The sequence below is a fragment of the Bradyrhizobium sp. CCBAU 51753 genome, from assembly GCF_015291565.1.
Lineage (GTDB): Bacteria > Pseudomonadota > Alphaproteobacteria > Rhizobiales > Xanthobacteraceae > Bradyrhizobium > Bradyrhizobium ivorense.
The window spans coordinates 5,352,377-5,367,487 of the sequence record NZ_CP030037.1 but is presented as its reverse complement, the minus strand read 5'-3'; the positions used below and the strand labels follow the sequence as shown (position 1 = coordinate 5,367,487).

Here is a 15,111-nt window from a genome sequence, read left to right as displayed (position 1 = left end):
CAGGAGGCCTGTGCGATGCGGATCGAGGTTCTCACTCGCCCTTCAGCCGCTGGCTCTCATGAACCCGGACCTGCTCGGCGCCGCGGCTGCCGGCCGATGACAGCCGCAGCATGCTGAGCATGGCGCCGGTGAGCGCGAAGCCGACGCCGACCATCAGCGAGACCCTTGTGCCGTCCGCCGGATAGCGGGCCAGCAGCAGGGCCACCAGCGCCGCGCCGAGGGTCTGGCCGAGCAGGCGTGCGGTGCCCAGCATGCCGCTGGCGCCGCCCGAGCGCTCGCGCGGGGCCGCGGCGATCATGGTGCGGTTGTTCGGGGTCTGGAACAGGCCGAAGCCGGCGCCGGCGAGCGCCATGCGCCAGATCACGTCGATCGGCGTGGCGTCGGCCGGCATCAATGCCAAGGTCCCCAATCCCATTGCGAACAGCAGCAGGCCGATGCCGCCGAGCAGGCCGGCCGGATAGCGCTCGACCAGCCAGCCCGCCAGCGGCGCGGCGCACGCCACCGCGATCGGCCAGGGCGTGATCAGGAGGCCGATCTGCACCGCCGAATAGCCAAAGTGGTTTTCGAGGTAGAACGGCATCGCGACAAAGGCCAGCATCTGGCCGCAGAACGAGGCGATCGAGGTGCCGATCGACAGCGCGAAGATCGGAATCGAGAGCAGGTCGACCGGCAGCAGCGGCGAGGGCAAATGCCGCTGCCGGCGGTACAGCAAATGCGATGCGACCGCGGCCACGGCAAACTCGAACGCGCACAGATACAGCGCCTCGCCATGGCCGGCGCTGTCGATCGCGCTGATGCCAAAACCGAATGCGATGGCGCTCAGGCCGGCGCTGCGCCAGTCGAAGGCGTGAACGGCGGGCCTGGTGTGCGGCAGATAGCGCCAGCCCAGCGCCAGCGTCACGATGCCGAGCGGGACGTTGATGGCGAACAGATACGGCCAGGTCCCGACCGCCAGGATGAACGAGGCGACGGTGGGACCGACCGCGGCCGAGATCGCGACCACCAGCGCGTTGATGCCGATGCCGCGGCCGAGCTGGGCACCCGGATAGATGAAGCGGATCAGCGCGGTGTTGACGCTCAAGATTCCGGCGGCGCCAAATCCCTGCAGCACGCGCGCCACTGTCAGCAGCGGCAGCGTATGCGCCAGCGCGCAGAACAGCGAGGCCAGCGTGAACAGCAGCAGCCCCGCCAGATAGACCCGGCGATAGCCGATGATCTCGCCGAGCGAGGCCAGCGGCAGCAGCGAGACGGTGATCGCCAGCTGATAGCCGTTGACGATCCAGATCGAAAACGCGGGACTGGCGTCAAGGCTGCGGGCAATCGTGGGCAGCGCGACGTTGGCGATCGAGCCGTCGATGACGGCCATCACGAGGCCAAGCGCAATGGTCAGAATGGCCCAGTTGCGTTGCGGCTGCGGCAGGCCGTCGGCGTGCTCGATCGGTGGCGGGGACATGATGAAGGCGAGGGGTGATTGGAGCGGTGATTGGTCCCCCGATTAGGAAATTGCAGGAACGACCGCAAGGCGGGTGGGGCGGAACACGTCGGCGGCGGCAGCAGGTCGTCCGGCAAAAGGCGCGCCGTGTCCCCGTCATCCTGAGGTGCGAGCCTCTTCGGCGAGCCTCGAAGGATGAATCGGCCCGCCTGGTGGCCGTGCATCCTTCGAGGCTCGCCCTGCAGCGCAATCGCGCTGCAAAGCTCGCACCTCAGGATGACGGAGATAGAGCTAGCTGCGCTGGGACGATGAGGATACGAGCGGGCAGCCGTCAGCCCTGGCCGAGCAGCTCCCTGATGCGCCGCTGCAGCTGGCGCTTCTTGATCTCGCTGCGGCGCAGCCGCTCGTCGAGGTCGCTGACCGGGGTGTCGGAGGTCATGATGCGGAAGGCGAGCCCGACCTTGTTGGCCTGGCGCCAAATCAGCCGCGCGAGATACGACCGGCCCTTGCGTGCGACCGTGAGCTTCATCTCCTCAGGCACGCGCTCCGCCGCGCCGAATTCCACGCAGGCGCCATGCTCGTTGATGTTGCGCACCACGCAATCCATCGTCGAGCCGCGTTCGTTAATCTCGGCGACGCCGCCATAGAGCACCTTGTCGCGCACGCCCTGGCGCCGGTCCTGCATCTCAAATCCTCCAAATGAACGACCGGACTGTAACGCCCTACCGAACGAAAAGAAGGTCGGCGGCGCTATCTGTTGCAGTTAACGTAAATTGTTCGCGGCCGTGATGGTCCGGATTCCCCGGCAGTTTTTGCATTGCAGGGGCGAATGCGGTCAGTTCGGCAGCCGGCTGTGCCGCCAGTCGCGCGGCGACAGGCCGTAATGTTCGCGGAACACGCGGCCGAAATGCGAGAGATCGTTAAAGCCCCAGGCGAAGGCGATCTCGCTGATATGGCGGTGGGCGTGCGCCGGCGAGGCGAGGTCGCGGTTGCAGCGCTCCAGCCGCTGCGCCAGCACGAAGCGCTGGAACGAGGTGCCTTCGTCGGCGAACAGGCTGCTGGCGTAGCGCGGCGAGATGCCGAGCGCGGCGGCGGTCTCGGTGAGGCCGAGATCGGGGTTTTGCAGATGCGCCAGCACATGCGCCTTCAGCCGGTAGAGCAGCGCCGAGCGGTGGGTCGAGGCCGGCAGCGCGGCGCTGCCGAGCCGCTCGCTCATCGCCATCGCCAGCAGGTCGGCCGCCTGGTCGGAGAGCCGGATCGCATCGTCGGGATCGAGCCTGTCGGCGACCTCGGCAAGCCCGCTGATGAACTGGTAGGCGAGCCGCTGCACCGGGCTGTCTGACGTGAACACGGTCGCGGTGAGGCCCTGCGTACCGGCAAAGCGCCGGTGCAGCATCTCGCGCGGCATCTGGAAGATGGTCTGCGCAAAATCGTCGTTGAAGCGGAGCTCATAGGGGCGGGTGGTGTCGTAGAACGCGAACTCGCCGGGCTGGATCACGGTCTCGCGGCCGTCCTGCAGCACAGCGCCGGCGCCGTGCTTGCCGAGCGCAATCAGGATGAAATCTTCGCTGGCGCGCGCGATCCGCGACGGCGTGCGCAGCACGCGCTGCTGGCCTGAGGACACCGTCGAACATTTGGCCGGGCCGAGCTGCGATGAGGTGATCGCGCCGTGAAAGGCGCTGCCGAGGTCGGACTTGCAGTCGAGCTGCACGAAGACATCGCAGACGATGTCCTGCCAGAGCGCGAGGCGCCGGTGCGTGGGCGCGTCTTGCGTGGTGAACAGGGCCGGCATGATTTCCTCCCTTCCTTCACGGGGTCAGCGCTGGCCACTCGAACAAAGCAAGCTCCGTACCGGGTGCGGATCATCGCCGCCGTAGTCGACTTTTCCTTCCGTCCTGGTCGAGCGGCGATCCCGGTTCCGGGGCAGCATGATGTCAGAGGCCGGCAGGGCCGATCAAGTGCGAACCGGCAGGAATGCCGCGGCGGGAGGACATCATGGGCATCGAACATCCGAAATATCGCGTTGCGGTGGTGCAGGCGGCGCCGGCCTTCCTCGACCTCGACGCCTCGATCGGCAAATGCATCGCCCTGATCGAGGAAGCCGCCGCCAAGGGCGCAAAGCTGATCGCATTCCCGGAGGCGTTCATCCCCGGCTATCCCTGGTATATCTGGCTGGACTCGCCGGCCTGGGCGATCGGGCGCGGTTTTGTGCAGCGCTATTTCGACAATTCGCTGGCCTATGACAGCCCCGAGGCGGAGCGGCTGCGGCTGGCGGTGAAGAAGGCCGGCATGACCGCCGTGCTCGGCCTGTCCGAGCGCGACGGCGGCAGCCTCTACCTCGCGCAATGGCTGATCGGGCCCGACGGCGAGACGATTGCAAAGCGGCGCAAGCTGCGCCCGACCCATGCCGAGCGCACCGTCTATGGCGAGGGCGACGGCAGCGACCTTGCGGTGCATGACCGCGCCGGCATCGGCCGGCTCGGCGCGCTGTGCTGCTGGGAGCACCTGCAGCCGTTGTCGAAATACGCGATGTACGCCCAGAACGAGCAGGTCCATGTCGCGGCCTGGCCGAGCTTTTCGCTGTACGATCCGTTCGCGCCGGCACTCGGCTGGGAGGTCAACAATGCGGCCTCGCGGGTCTACGCCGTCGAAGGCTCGTGCTTCGTGCTGGCGCCCTGCGCCACGGTCTCGCAGGCGATGGTCGACGAGTTGTGCGACCGCGACGACAAGCACGCGCTGCTGCATGTCGGCGGCGGCCATGCCGCGATCTACGGTCCGGACGGCAGCGCGATCGCCGAAAAGCTGCCGCCCGAGCAGGAGGGCCTGCTGCTCGCCGACATCGATCTCGGCGCGATTGGCGTCGCCAAGAACGCAGCCGATCCGGCCGGGCACTACTCGCGGCCCGACGTTACGCGGCTGCTGCTGAACAAGAAGCCGTCGAAGCGGGTCGAGCATTTTGCGCTGCCGCTCGACAATCTGCCGGGCGAAGAGATTCAGGCAGCTGCAAGCTGAGGGAGGCGTCTCATGGAATCCGCCATTCCCTCACATCTGCAGACGGCACGGTCCCGGCACCGGCGCGTGCCCGACGATTACGCGCCGCCATATCCATCCTTCGTGGCGCGGCACAAGCCCGCGGTGACGCGCGTGATCATGGCCTATTTCGGTGTGCAGTATCACGGCGAGCCGACGGCCGCTGTCGCCGAGGCGCTGGCGCAGATCGCCGCGCGCTTTGCCGGCGACAACGGCCCCTCGCATTGGGACCGCGCGCACTATGTCGATCAGGCCGGATTCACCAACGTGGTGTCGGTTTCCTATTGGGACGATGCCGCGCGCTTCGATGCCTGGTTCGACGGGGCGCGCGAGGCTTGGACCGGTGGCGCTCCGGCTGATGGCATCGGCCGCTTCATCGAGGTGCTGCGGCCAGACGTCGCGCGTTACGAGACGCTGTTCTCATCGCCCGACCGCGCGGAAGGCGTCGCGGTTCTGGCCGACGCCATGAGCGGCGAGGTGCAGGAGCACGCCTATTGGGGCGGCATGCGCGACCGCATCCCGCTGTCGCAGACCGATGCGATGGCACCTCGCGGCGAGCCACGAATTGTCCGTGATGGCGCGCGCGTCCGCGTGGTCGCGCATGACAATCTCTGCCTGATCCGTTCCGGCCAGGACTGGAGCGACACCGAGGCCGCGGAACGCAAGATGTATCTCGACGATGTCGAGCCGGTGCTGCGCGAGGGCATGGATTTTCTGCGCGACGACGGCGTCGCGATCGGCTGCTATGCCAATCGCTACATGCAGGTCGTCGACGGCGCGGGACGGCCGACCGAAAAATCCTACGGACAGAGCTGGTGGAAGAGTCTCGCGGCACTGGAACGCTGGGCGGAATCGCATCCGACCCATGTCAAAATCTTCGGCGCGGCGATGAAGTATCTGATGACGCTCGGGCCGAGCGCAAAGCTGCGACTCTACCACGAGGTCACGGTCGCCGCGGCCGACGAGCAGTTCTTCGAGTATCTCGGCTGCCACGACCGGACCGGGATGCTCAGCGCGGTCCCGCTCACCGTGGACAGTGCGTAGGGTGGGTTAGCGAAGCGTAACCCACCATTGCCATTGTCGTGGTGTGAGGCCGGCGGGTTACGCCTTCGGCTAACTCGCCCTACGATTCTGGCACTCTTGCCCCCGCTTGTCGTCCCCCGGCTTGACCGGGGGACCCAGTACGCCGCGGCTTCTCCGTCACTCACTGGTGCCTCTGGAATACTGGATCGCCCGGTCCATGTGCGCAATTGCGCACAGGCCGGGCGATGACACCGTGAGTTGGGCGACCGATGCTGTCTAACGCTCAGCTTTACGTCACGCGACGCGCAGGCCCTTGGCGATTTCCTTCTGCGCGTCGAACTCGCGGCGCAGCCGCGCCAGCTCGTCGGCGCTGAGCGCGTCGGCGTTGCTGTAGTCGCGCTTCCAGGCATGGTCCGCGCTCCAGCGCAGCGGCGACTGCACGGTGGTTTGCGGGCCGGGCGCCGTCTCCAGCACGCGCAGCGCCAGCTCGAGCGTGAGCGCCTGCGAGGCGACGTCGTGCGGCTTGCCGGCGGAGTTGCCGAGCGGGAAATCCGAGAACAGGAAGCGCGGCACCGCAGCGTGCTCGACGATGTCCTTGGCGCAGCCCATCACCACGGTCGGGATGCCGTTCGCCTCCAGATGCCGCGCCACCAGGCTGACGGTCTGGTGGCAGACCGGGCAGTTCGGCACCAGCACCGCGGCATCGACCGCATCAGCGCGGCAGCGTTTCAGGATCTCGGGCGCATCGGTCTCGATGGTGACGCGGTGGCTGCGGTTGGTCGGGGCGCCGAAGAAGCGCGGCGCGACCTCGCCGATCTTGCCTTCGGCAGCCAGGCGCTTGAGCTGTGCCAGCGGGAACCAGGTGCCGCTGTCGGTCGCCGAGGTGTGAATGCGGTCATAGGCGATATGGGAAATCCGCAAATCATGCGGCTGCGAGGTGTCGCCGTCATAGACCGCATAGAATTTGGCGCCGCCATTGTATTTCGCGCCGGGGCCCTGGTCGCCCTTGGCCGGATCGAACGGGGCCGCCGTCGTGATGATGGCGATGCGGGACTGGCTCAGCGGCTTGTTGAGGGGCTGGAACGGCGCGGACGCGTAATGCGCCCAGCGGTAGGGCGTGGTGTAGCCGATCGCCGCGTAATAATCGCGGGTCCGCTTCATATAGCCAACGGGAGCGTCATCGTCGGGGGCAAAGCCGAGGTGATCGTCCGAGGCTGCGGCCATGTTGCGCTCCCTTTTGCGCGCCATCTTTATCAGTCATAGCTAGACCAGGAGCGGGCGGTGTCAAGCCGCGCCTCGCGGGAACAGATTTGCGATGCGAACGGGTCTTTGCGCCGCACTGGGCATGTTTTTGATGCTGTCGTCGCCGGCCGGCGCCGAGGAGGCAAAGCCTGCTGCGCCCCCGTCGCCAGCCCCCGAGCAGCCCGTAGCGCCTCCCGCGGACAAGGCCGCGCCGCCGGTCGAGACGCCTGCGGCCACGCCGGCCGATCAGCCCGCGCCATCCGCCGAGAAGCCTGCGGCACCTCCAGAAGGGACACCTGCCGACAAGCCCGCTGATAAGCCGGCCGACAATGCGCGCGAGAGCGACACTCGCGAGGCGATGTGCCTGATGATCGAGTCGGCGGCGCGCTCCAACGATTTGCCGTTGGAATTTTTCGCCCGCGTGATCTGGCAGGAGAGCCGCTTTCAGGCCGACGCGGTCGGCCCCGTGACCCGCAATGGCCAGCGCGCGCAGGGCATTGCGCAGTTCATGCCGGGCACCGCCAGCGAGCGCGGGCTGCTCGATCCGTTCAATCCGGTGCAGGCGCTGCCGAAGTCGGCCGAGTTCTTGAGCGAGCTGCGCAGCCAGTTCGGCAATCTCGGGCTCGCGGCGGCCGCCTACAATGCCGGCCCGCGCCGGATCCAGGAATGGCTCGCCGGCACCGGCTACATGCCGCAGGAAACGCGTGCTTACGTCTACGCGATCACCGGCTCCAGCGTCGACGATTGGGCGAGCGCGGGGCGCGCCGGTAAGATGCCGGAGCGCAAGGCGACCTCGAGCTGCCGCGAGCTGATGGCGCTCTTGAAGCGCGCGCCGAACCCGTTCGTCGCCGGGCTCGAGCAGCACGTCACGCTCTCGGCGGCGAAGGTCTGGGGCGTGCAGCTCGCCGCCGGCTTCAGCCGCGACAAGGCGCTGGCGATGTATGCCCGCGCCATGAAGCGCCTCGCCAACGTGATCGGCGACCAGGACCCGAGCCTGCTGTCCTCGCGGCTGCGCACGCGCGGCAGCGCCACCTTCTACCAGGTGCGCATCGGCGCCGACACGCGGCCCGAGGCCGACGGCCTCTGCAACCGCATCCGCAAGGCCGGCGGGGCGTGCTTCGTGCTGAAGAACCGGGCGTGATGTCTCCACGTCATTGCGAGCGAAGCGAAGCAATCCATTGCCACCGAATGCGCGGAAGGATGGATTGCTTCGCTGCGCTCGCAATGACGGTTGGGGTGACGGTGTCGCATACCGGCCCTGTGCCGCCGCTTGCTTGACCCTGCACCCCGCGCGCCCTAAGCCGCCGCCATTGCAACACCATCCGGTTCACCGTGGCGCTTCCTCCGCTCGATTCCCCGCAATGGCACAGCTCGTTCCACGCTTTCCTGTGGGGCGCGCGGTCGATCGGCGCGACGGTGCTGACCCTGGTGCTGTTTGCGACCTATCTCGGCATCGGCGCGCTGGCGCATGATTCCGGCTTCTCTCTGGGCTGGACCCTGGCGAGCACGGCGTTCGTCTGGGCGGGTCCGGCGCAGATCATCGTGATCACGACGCTCGGCTCCGGCGCCACCGTGCTGCAGTCGGCGATCGCGGTCACCGTCAGCGCGATCAGGCTGTTTCCGATGGTGGTGTCGGTGCTGCCGATGATGCGCACCGAGAAGACCAAGCGCTGGCATCTGATCCTGGTGGCGCATCTCACCGCGGTGACGCTGTGGGTCGAATGCTTCCGCTTCCTGCCGCTTGTGCCGCGCAACCGGCGGATCGCCTTCGTGCACGGGCTCGGCTGCGGGCTGGTCTCGGTCTGCCTGATCGCGAACACGATCGGCTACACGCTCGCCGCCAATCTCTCGCCCTTGCTGGCCGCCGCAATCCTGATGTTGACGCCGCTGGCGTTCCTATTTTCGACGGCGCGCAACTGTCGCGAAGTCGCCGACGTCGTGGCGCTGCTGCTCGGGCTGCTGCTGTTCCCGGTGGCGGCGATGCTGAACAGCGGCGTCGACATTCTGGTCAGCGGCGTCGTCGCCGGAACCATCGCCTATGGCGTGCACCGCGCCAGGGCGGGGATGGTGAGGGCGCGCGCATGACGGGCTTCATCGGCGACTGGCATGCGCTGGCGATCCTGTTCGTCGCCGGCGTTATCCCCAACCAGATATGGCGCATGCTGGGCCTGTGGTTCGGCGGCGGCATCGACGAGAGTTCCGAGCTGCTGGTCTGGGTGCGGGCGGTCGCGACCGCGATCCTCGCCGGCATCATTGCGCAGATCGTGGTGCAGCCGCCCGGCGCGCTCGCCAGCGTGCCGGACTGGCTGCGCTACGGCGCGGTCGCCGCCGGTTTTGCCGTCTTCATGCTGACGAAGCGGTCGATCTTCGCCGGCGTGATCGCCGGCGAAATCGTCATGCTCGCGGGCAAAACCTGGCTCGGCTGATTGCGGCGAGCGCATTATCGGCTAGTCTCGCGCCCCAACAAACAACAATTGGGGAAACGGCATGAGATGGCGGGCAGCAGCAATCATTGTCGGTCTGATCGCAGCGCTTGCGACGCCGCCGTCCCGCGCCGCCGACTATCCGGCGCGCCCGATCAAGCTGATCGTGCCCTATGCCGCGGGCGGGCCGACCGACGTGCTCGGCCGCCTGGTCGGCGAATATCTCGGGCGCGACCTCAAGCAGGTCGTGGTGGTCGAGAACAAGGCCGGCGCGCAGGGCGCGATCGGTGCCGAGGCCGTGGCGCGCTCCGATCCCGACGGCTACACGCTGTTCGTGACGGCGGCCTCGATCTTCGTGCTCAACCCGCTGCTCTACAAGAAGCTGCCCTACGATCCGACGCGGGATTTCCGGCTGCTGGCCGTCATCACCGACGCGCCGATGATCATGGAGGTGCACCCTTCGGTGCCGGCCAAGACGATCGCGGAGTTCGTCGCCTACGCCAAGAAGAATCCCGGAAAGCTCAACTTCGGTTCGGCCGGCACCGGCGGCACCGTGCATCTTGCCGGTGAGATGTTCAAGCAGATGGCCGGTGTCGAGATGACCCATGTGCCCTACAAGGGCGCAGGCCCCGCGCTGACCGATTTATTGTCCGGCAACATCCAGCTGATGTTCGACACGCTCGGCACCGCGTTGCCGCCGGTCAAGTCGGGCATGCTGCGGCCGCTCGGCGTCAGCTCGACGCAGCGTATTGCCGATCTGCCTGATCTGCCGACCATTGCCGAGAGCGGCTATCCCGATTATGCGGTCAGCGTCTGGTATGGTATCGCAGCGCCGTTGAAAGTGCCGGACGAGATCGCCGGCAAGGTCAAGGCGAGCCTCGACCGGGCCTTGAACGACGAGGCGTTTCGCGCTTCGCTGCTCAAGATCGGCTTCCCGCCGCTGCAGCCGAAGAGCCAGGCCGAGATCGACAAATTCGTGGACACCGATCGCGCGCGGTGGGCAGGCGTGGTCAAGGCGCTGAACATATCGTTGGACTGACAGATGGTACGTGAAACGGAATTGCGTCAGGGCGAGGTCGCCGTCGACATGCCGTCGGCGCGCGATGCCGGCCTCGTCTTCATCGGCCGCATCCGCACGCCCTGGACCTCGCGGCTCGAGACGCCGCGGCAGGGCCGGCATGACGGCCCGGTATGCCGGCTCGAAATCTTCGAGCCATGGGTCGCCGCGATCAAGGGCGTCGATTTCTACTCGAACCTCGAAGTGCTGTACTGGCTGCACCAATCGCGCCGCGACATCGTGCTGCAAAGCCCGAAGAACAACGGCAACACCCGCGGCACCTTCTCGCTGCGCTCGCCGGTGCGGCCCAATCCGATCGGGACGGCGATCGTGAAGCTGGTCGGCGTCGAAGGCAACGTGATCCTGGTGCGCGGGCTCGACTGCCTCGACGAGACGCCGCTGATCGACGTCAAGCCCGACCGCTGCGAGTTCACCCCGCTGGCCCCGCCGCAGCCGGGCGATTTCGAGACGGAGTGAGCCCCGTAGCCCGGATGCAGCGAAGCGAAATCCGGGGCCGGTGTCGCCGCGAGGTGGGAATCCCGGATTACGCTTCGCTGCATCCGGGCCACGAAGCGGCGTGAGTGGAGGGCCTACTTCAACGCCGCGATCAGCTTCGCCGCCGTAGCCTCCAGCACCTTGGCCTCTTCCTTGCGGCTGGCGGGCGGCAGCAGCGGCTCGCCGTCCCTGCGCGGCATCACATGCATATGCAGGTGGAACACGACCTGGCCGCCGGCAGGCTCGTTGAACTGCTGCACGGTGATGCCGTCGGCTTCGAATGCCTTCATCGCGGCGGCGGCGATCTTGTGAGCGCCGCGCGCGACATGGGCGTAGTCATCGGGCTTGACGTCGAGGATGTTGCGGGCAGGGGCCTTCGGGATCACCAGGGTGTGCCCCGGCGAGCGCGGCATGATGTCGAGGAAGGCGAAGACGTGCCCGTCCTCATAGACCTTGTAGCAGGGCAGCTCGCCGCGCAGGATTTTTGCGAAGATGTTGTTGGCGTCGTAGGCGGCAGGCATCTTGATCGCTCCCTCAATTCTCTCTGTGTTCTGTGTAATGTCCAAGGCTCGGCAAAGACGTCAAGCGTCGTCGTCGACGGTCTTGCGGAACGGACCGGCCTCGGTGAGTTCGCGGCCGACCTCTTCGACATAGGCGCGCTCGCGCTTGAGGTAGTCGGCGATCGCGCGGCGCAGCGAGGGGTCGGCGATGAAATGCGCCGAATAGGTCGTCTGCGGCAGGTAGCCGCGCGCCAGCTTGTGCTCGCCCTGCGCGCCGGCTTCGACCACCTGGAGCCCGCGCTGGATGGCGAAATCGATCGCCTGGTAGTAGCAGACCTCGAAATGCAGGAACGGGTGGTGCTCGATCGCGCCCCAGTTGCGGCCGAACAGCGTGTCCGAGCCGATGAAGTTGATCGCGCCGGCGATCCAGCGGCCGTTGCGCTTGGCCATGACCAGCAGCACGTCGCGGCTCATGCTCTCGCCGATCAGCGAGAAGAATTTTCGGGTCAGATAGGGCCGGCCCCATTTGCGCGAGCCGGTCTCCATGTAGAATTCGAAGAACGCATCCCAGGCATCCTCGGTGATATCGACGCCGGTCAGATGGTGGATGGTGATCCCGGCAGCAACCGCTTCGCGGCGTTCGCGCTTGATCGCCTTGCGGTGGCGGGAATTCAGCGAGCCGAGAAAGTCGTCAAACGTCTTGTAGCCGTCATTGTGCCAGTGGAACTGCTGGTCGGTCCGCTGCAGGAAACCGTGCTCGCCGAGCAGCTTGGCTTCCTCCTCGCGGGCAAAGGTCACGTGCACGGAGGAAGCCTCGGTGGCGTTGCACAGCGCCCGCAGGCCGCGCGCCAGTGCTGATCCGATCAGCTCGCGGTCGACGCCGTCGCGGATCAACAGCCGTGGCCCGGTCGCCGGCGTGAAGGGAACGGAGACCTGCAGCTTCGGATAGTAGCTGCCGCCGGCGCGGTGATAGGCCTCGGCCCAGCCGCGGTCGAACACGTATTCGCCCTGCGAATGCGATTTCAGATAGCAGGGCACCACGCCGACGATTTGGCCGTCGAGCTTTGCGATCAGATGCCGCGGGCCCCAACCGGTGCGCGGGCAGGCCGAATTCGACGCTTCCGCAGCGGCGAAAAAGGCGTGAGAAACGAACGGGTTATAGCCGGGCTTTGAAATTGTCCGGCAACTGCCTGCAAGGTCGGGCGAGGCCAGCGTATCGAGGTTTTCCAGGCTGTTCGGATCGCCTGTCGGATTGGCGCAGGCATCCCACTCCGCGGCGGGAATGCCGCTGATCTCTGGAACCGCTTCGAGGGTGATTTCGGAAGACGCCATCGAGAATGAAAACCGGTGCCTCTTTTGCGCATGATCCCTTGTACGGTCCCTTGGGAAAACCGGCTTCCGCTTGTCCGGATCATGCCCTGCAATCAGCCGCCGCAGCTGGCGACCGACCCTTGCAAAGATCGTGCATCGCAGCGACGACTTCAAGGCTGCAAGGGACATGTCAGGTTCCCGGTACAAACCCCTCAAAAATCATCTGGTCGGCGTAGCGTGCCGCGCGTTCGCGCTGCTCCGCAGTGCGCACGGTCCAGGCCAGCAGCGGGCAGCCGAAGATGTTGCGGGCGATCCAGGGCGCCGGCGCGGGCAGCTGGTTGACCCAGAAGGCGACGAAATGCGGCTCGGTGCTGAAGCCGTGGCGCAGGTACAGCATGCTGTCGCGCTGCGCCTGCGTCAGCTTGGTCCAGGAGCTGTCGTCATAGGTCCGCTGGGCGGTGATGCCGCGCGGCAGGTTCGGCATGATCTCGCGCAGCGCCAGCACCTGGTCGGGATCGAACGACATGCCGACGACGGGCCCGGAATAGGACGACAGCACCTCGGCCATCCGCCGCACCAGCTTGCGGTCGCCGTCGAAATGGCTCTTCACCTCGACGACCAGCGGAACGCGGCCGGCCACCAGCGTGCAGAGATCGCCGAGCGTCATCATCTGCTCGGGCGTGTCCTTGAACTTGACGGCCTTCAGTTCCGCCGCGGTCTTGGTCAGCAACGGGCCGGAGCCCTCGGTGAGACGCCCGAGCTTGTCGTCGTGATGCACCATCGCCTCACCGTCGGCGGTGAGCTGGATGTCGCACTCGATGGCGAAGTTGCCTGCGACCGCGGCATGGGCCGCGGCCGGCATGTTCTCGATGATGCCGCGTGCGGCATCGTGCAGGCCGCGATGGGCGACCGGCCGCCTGGTCAGCCAATCCGGCGCGCGCATCGATCAGGAGACTTCGAAAATGCCTTCGACTTCAACCGCCGCATCGGCGGGCAGCGAGGCGACGCCGACGGTGGTGCGGGCATGACGGCCCTTGTCGCCGAATGCCGCGACCATCAGGTCGGAGGCGCCGTTCAGAACCTTCGGTCCGTCGACGAAGTCGGGCGCTGAATTGATGAAGCCGCCGAGCCGCACCACGCGCACCACCTTGTCGAGATCGCCGAGCGCGGCCTTGATCTGGGCGAGGAGGTTGATCGCGCAGCCGCGGGCCGCCGCCGCGCCCTGCTCGAGGGTGACGCCGGCGCCCAGCTTGCCCTTGGCGATCAGCTTGCCCTCGGCGTTGAAGCAGACCTGGCCGGACACGAACAGCAGGTTTCCGCTGCGGACGAACGGCACATAGTTGGCGACCGGGGAGGTGGGCTCGGGCAGCGTGATGCCCTGTTCCGCCAGCTTTTGTTCGACTGTACCCGCCATCTTGTTGGACCCCCGGTTGGTTTTTGCACGAAAGCCTGAACGCGGTCAGGCCGGGATTGTTTCGCGCATCGCGCCGCCGGTTGCAAGCGAGCGACAAGGCACGACCGACCCCGCGATCGTTGTGGGACGCGGCGCGGACGGGCTGCCGAAAAAGCCGGCATTGCCTTCTGCGGCCATTGCTTTTTTGTGAAACTTGCCCCAGTTGCGGCGTAATACAACCGTCACTATTGTGGCGACTCGTTGGCTCCTTGAGGAGAAATCATGATCCTGCCGTTCCGGACTGCGTCGCGTGCCCTGGTGCTGTCGATCGCCGTGGCCGCCGGATCCGGTCTGGCCCACACGCCGGCCGCGGCCGCCGCCGGCGGGCCGTTCCTGGCGCATCAGGCGCTGTACGATCTCAGCCTTTTGAAGTCGCGCGGCAGCAACGCGATCAATGACGCGCGCGGGCGCATCCTCTACAATTTCTCCGGCAACTCCTGCGAAGGCTACACCTCGGAATTCCGCCAGGTGTCCGAGCTCGACAGCGGCGAGGGCAAGGTGACGCTGTCGGACCTCCGCTCGTCGTCCTGGGAGGACGGCGCCGGCAAGAGCTACCGCTTCAAGATCGCCACCCGGATGAACGACAGCGAATCGTCGCCGGTGGATGGCATCGCCGAGCGGGTCGGCGATCATATCACCGTGAAGCTGACCCAGCCGGTCAAGAAGACCTTCAATCTCGAGGGCAAGGTCGTGTTCCCGACCGAGCAGATCCACCACATCATCGATGCGGCGCGCGAAGGCAAGTCGGTGCTCGAGCTGACCGTCTATGACGGCTCCGACAATGGCGAGAAGGTCTACAACACGCTGACCGTGATCGGCCGCCCGATCACCGGCGACCGCACGCCGGCGTCGCCCGATCCCTCGACAGCGAACGACGTCATGAAAACCATGACGCGCTGGCCGGTGACGGTGAGCTATTACGACCGCGACGCCCGCGCCAAGGATGGCGAGCAGTCGCCGGTCTATGCGATGTCGTTCGAGCTCTACGAGAACGGCGTCTCCCGCGCGCTGGTGCTGGATTACAACGATTTCGTGATCTCGGGCGCGCTGGACAAGTTCGACGTCCGGGATTCCAAGCCCTGCAAGTGACGGGCTGATTTTCTCCCCACACTCAACCGTCATCCCGGCCTTCGCCGGGACGACGG

At 66.6% G+C, this 15,111-nt stretch carries 17 protein-coding genes; 9 read left to right on the top strand and 8 right to left on the bottom strand.

What is annotated here, in order from left to right; translation table 11 throughout:
* Positions 1 to 31 precede the first annotated feature (31 nt).
* The 3 genes from XH93_RS24410 to XH93_RS24400 all read right to left on the bottom strand — a co-directional run bounded on the left by XH93_RS24410 (position 32) and on the right by XH93_RS24400 (position 3,224).
* On the bottom strand, positions 32 to 1,453 hold the full coding sequence (locus tag XH93_RS24410) for an MFS transporter (RefSeq protein WP_194469443.1): 1,422 nt from the start codon (positions 1,451 to 1,453) through the stop codon (positions 32 to 34).
* 310 nt (positions 1,454 to 1,763) lie between these two features.
* On the bottom strand, positions 1,764 to 2,117 hold the full coding sequence (locus tag XH93_RS24405) for a PilZ domain-containing protein (protein WP_139484184.1): 354 nt from the start codon (positions 2,115 to 2,117) through the stop codon (positions 1,764 to 1,766).
* 150 nt (positions 2,118 to 2,267) lie between these two features.
* On the bottom strand, positions 2,268 to 3,224 hold the full coding sequence (locus XH93_RS24400; RefSeq protein WP_194469442.1) for a helix-turn-helix domain-containing protein: 957 nt from the start codon (positions 3,222 to 3,224) through the stop codon (positions 2,268 to 2,270).
* 203 nt (positions 3,225 to 3,427) lie between these two features.
* Between XH93_RS24400 and XH93_RS24395 the strand changes: the two genes are divergently transcribed.
* Entirely contained in the window at positions 3,428 to 4,444 is a 1,017-nt protein-coding gene (locus tag XH93_RS24395; RefSeq protein WP_194469441.1) for a carbon-nitrogen hydrolase family protein, read from the top strand.
* 12 nt (positions 4,445 to 4,456) lie between these two features.
* Positions 4,457 to 5,506 carry a phenylacetaldoxime dehydratase family protein gene (locus XH93_RS24390; protein WP_194469440.1) on the top strand — a complete coding sequence of 350 codons (1,050 nt, stop codon included), beginning with the start codon at positions 4,457 to 4,459 and terminating at the stop codon, positions 5,504 to 5,506.
* Positions 5,507 to 5,779: 273 nt separating this feature from the next.
* On the opposite strand, the gene XH93_RS24385 is transcribed toward XH93_RS24390, so the two are convergent.
* Positions 5,780 to 6,709, bottom strand: coding sequence for a glycine/sarcosine/betaine reductase selenoprotein B family protein (locus tag XH93_RS24385; protein ID WP_194469439.1), 930 nt, complete (start codon positions 6,707 to 6,709; stop codon positions 5,780 to 5,782).
* A gap of 91 nt (positions 6,710 to 6,800) precedes the next feature.
* Here XH93_RS24385 and XH93_RS24380 point away from each other — a divergent pair, with 91 nt between their 5' ends.
* From XH93_RS24380 to tsaA, 5 genes are all read left to right on the top strand, one after another.
* On the top strand, positions 6,801 to 7,868 hold the full coding sequence (locus tag XH93_RS24380) for a lytic transglycosylase domain-containing protein (RefSeq protein WP_246799290.1): 1,068 nt from the start codon (positions 6,801 to 6,803) through the stop codon (positions 7,866 to 7,868).
* A gap of 191 nt (positions 7,869 to 8,059) precedes the next feature.
* Positions 8,060 to 8,812, top strand: a complete 753-nt coding sequence (locus XH93_RS24375; RefSeq protein ID WP_194469438.1) for an AzlC family ABC transporter permease — start codon at positions 8,060 to 8,062, stop codon at positions 8,810 to 8,812.
* Positions 8,809 to 9,153: an AzlD domain-containing protein gene (locus tag XH93_RS24370; protein ID WP_139484191.1), complete on the top strand. Its 345-nt coding sequence runs from the start codon at positions 8,809 to 8,811 to the stop codon at positions 9,151 to 9,153. Before XH93_RS24375 ends, XH93_RS24370 begins: the two co-directional genes overlap by 4 nt.
* Positions 9,154 to 9,214: 61 nt before the next feature.
* Positions 9,215 to 10,189 carry a tripartite tricarboxylate transporter substrate binding protein gene (locus tag XH93_RS24365; RefSeq protein ID WP_194469437.1) on the top strand — a complete coding sequence of 325 codons (975 nt, stop codon included), beginning with the start codon at positions 9,215 to 9,217 and terminating at the stop codon, positions 10,187 to 10,189.
* A gap of 3 nt (positions 10,190 to 10,192) precedes the next feature.
* Positions 10,193 to 10,684, top strand: a complete 492-nt coding sequence (gene tsaA, locus XH93_RS24360; RefSeq protein WP_194469436.1) for a tRNA (N6-threonylcarbamoyladenosine(37)-N6)-methyltransferase TrmO — start codon at positions 10,193 to 10,195, stop codon at positions 10,682 to 10,684.
* A 113-nt stretch (positions 10,685 to 10,797) separates the two neighbouring features.
* Here the strand turns inward: tsaA and XH93_RS24355 are convergent, their stop codons facing one another.
* The 4 genes from XH93_RS24355 to XH93_RS24340 form a co-directional block, all read right to left on the bottom strand.
* Positions 10,798 to 11,223 carry an HIT family protein gene (locus tag XH93_RS24355; protein WP_194469435.1) on the bottom strand — a complete coding sequence of 142 codons (426 nt, stop codon included), beginning with the start codon at positions 11,221 to 11,223 and terminating at the stop codon, positions 10,798 to 10,800.
* 60 nt (positions 11,224 to 11,283) lie between these two features.
* Positions 11,284 to 12,534, bottom strand: coding sequence for a GNAT family N-acetyltransferase (locus XH93_RS24350; protein ID WP_194469434.1), 1,251 nt, complete (start codon positions 12,532 to 12,534; stop codon positions 11,284 to 11,286).
* Positions 12,535 to 12,703: 169 nt separating this feature from the next.
* Entirely contained in the window at positions 12,704 to 13,456 is a 753-nt protein-coding gene (locus XH93_RS24345; RefSeq protein ID WP_194469433.1) for a glycerophosphodiester phosphodiesterase, read from the bottom strand.
* A 3-nt stretch (positions 13,457 to 13,459) separates the two neighbouring features.
* Complete coding sequence (locus XH93_RS24340) at positions 13,460 to 13,927, bottom strand: RidA family protein (protein WP_139484197.1); 468 nt, start codon at positions 13,925 to 13,927, stop codon at positions 13,460 to 13,462.
* 16 nt (positions 13,928 to 13,943) lie between these two features.
* On the opposite strand from XH93_RS24340, the gene XH93_RS41920 reads away from it, so the two are divergent.
* Positions 13,944 to 14,117 carry a hypothetical protein gene (locus XH93_RS41920; RefSeq protein WP_210340399.1) on the top strand — a complete coding sequence of 58 codons (174 nt, stop codon included), beginning with the start codon at positions 13,944 to 13,946 and terminating at the stop codon, positions 14,115 to 14,117.
* 71 nt (positions 14,118 to 14,188) lie between these two features.
* Entirely contained in the window at positions 14,189 to 15,055 is an 867-nt protein-coding gene (locus XH93_RS24335) for a cell envelope integrity EipB family protein (RefSeq protein ID WP_139484198.1), read from the top strand.
* Positions 15,056 to 15,111 lie beyond the last annotated feature (56 nt).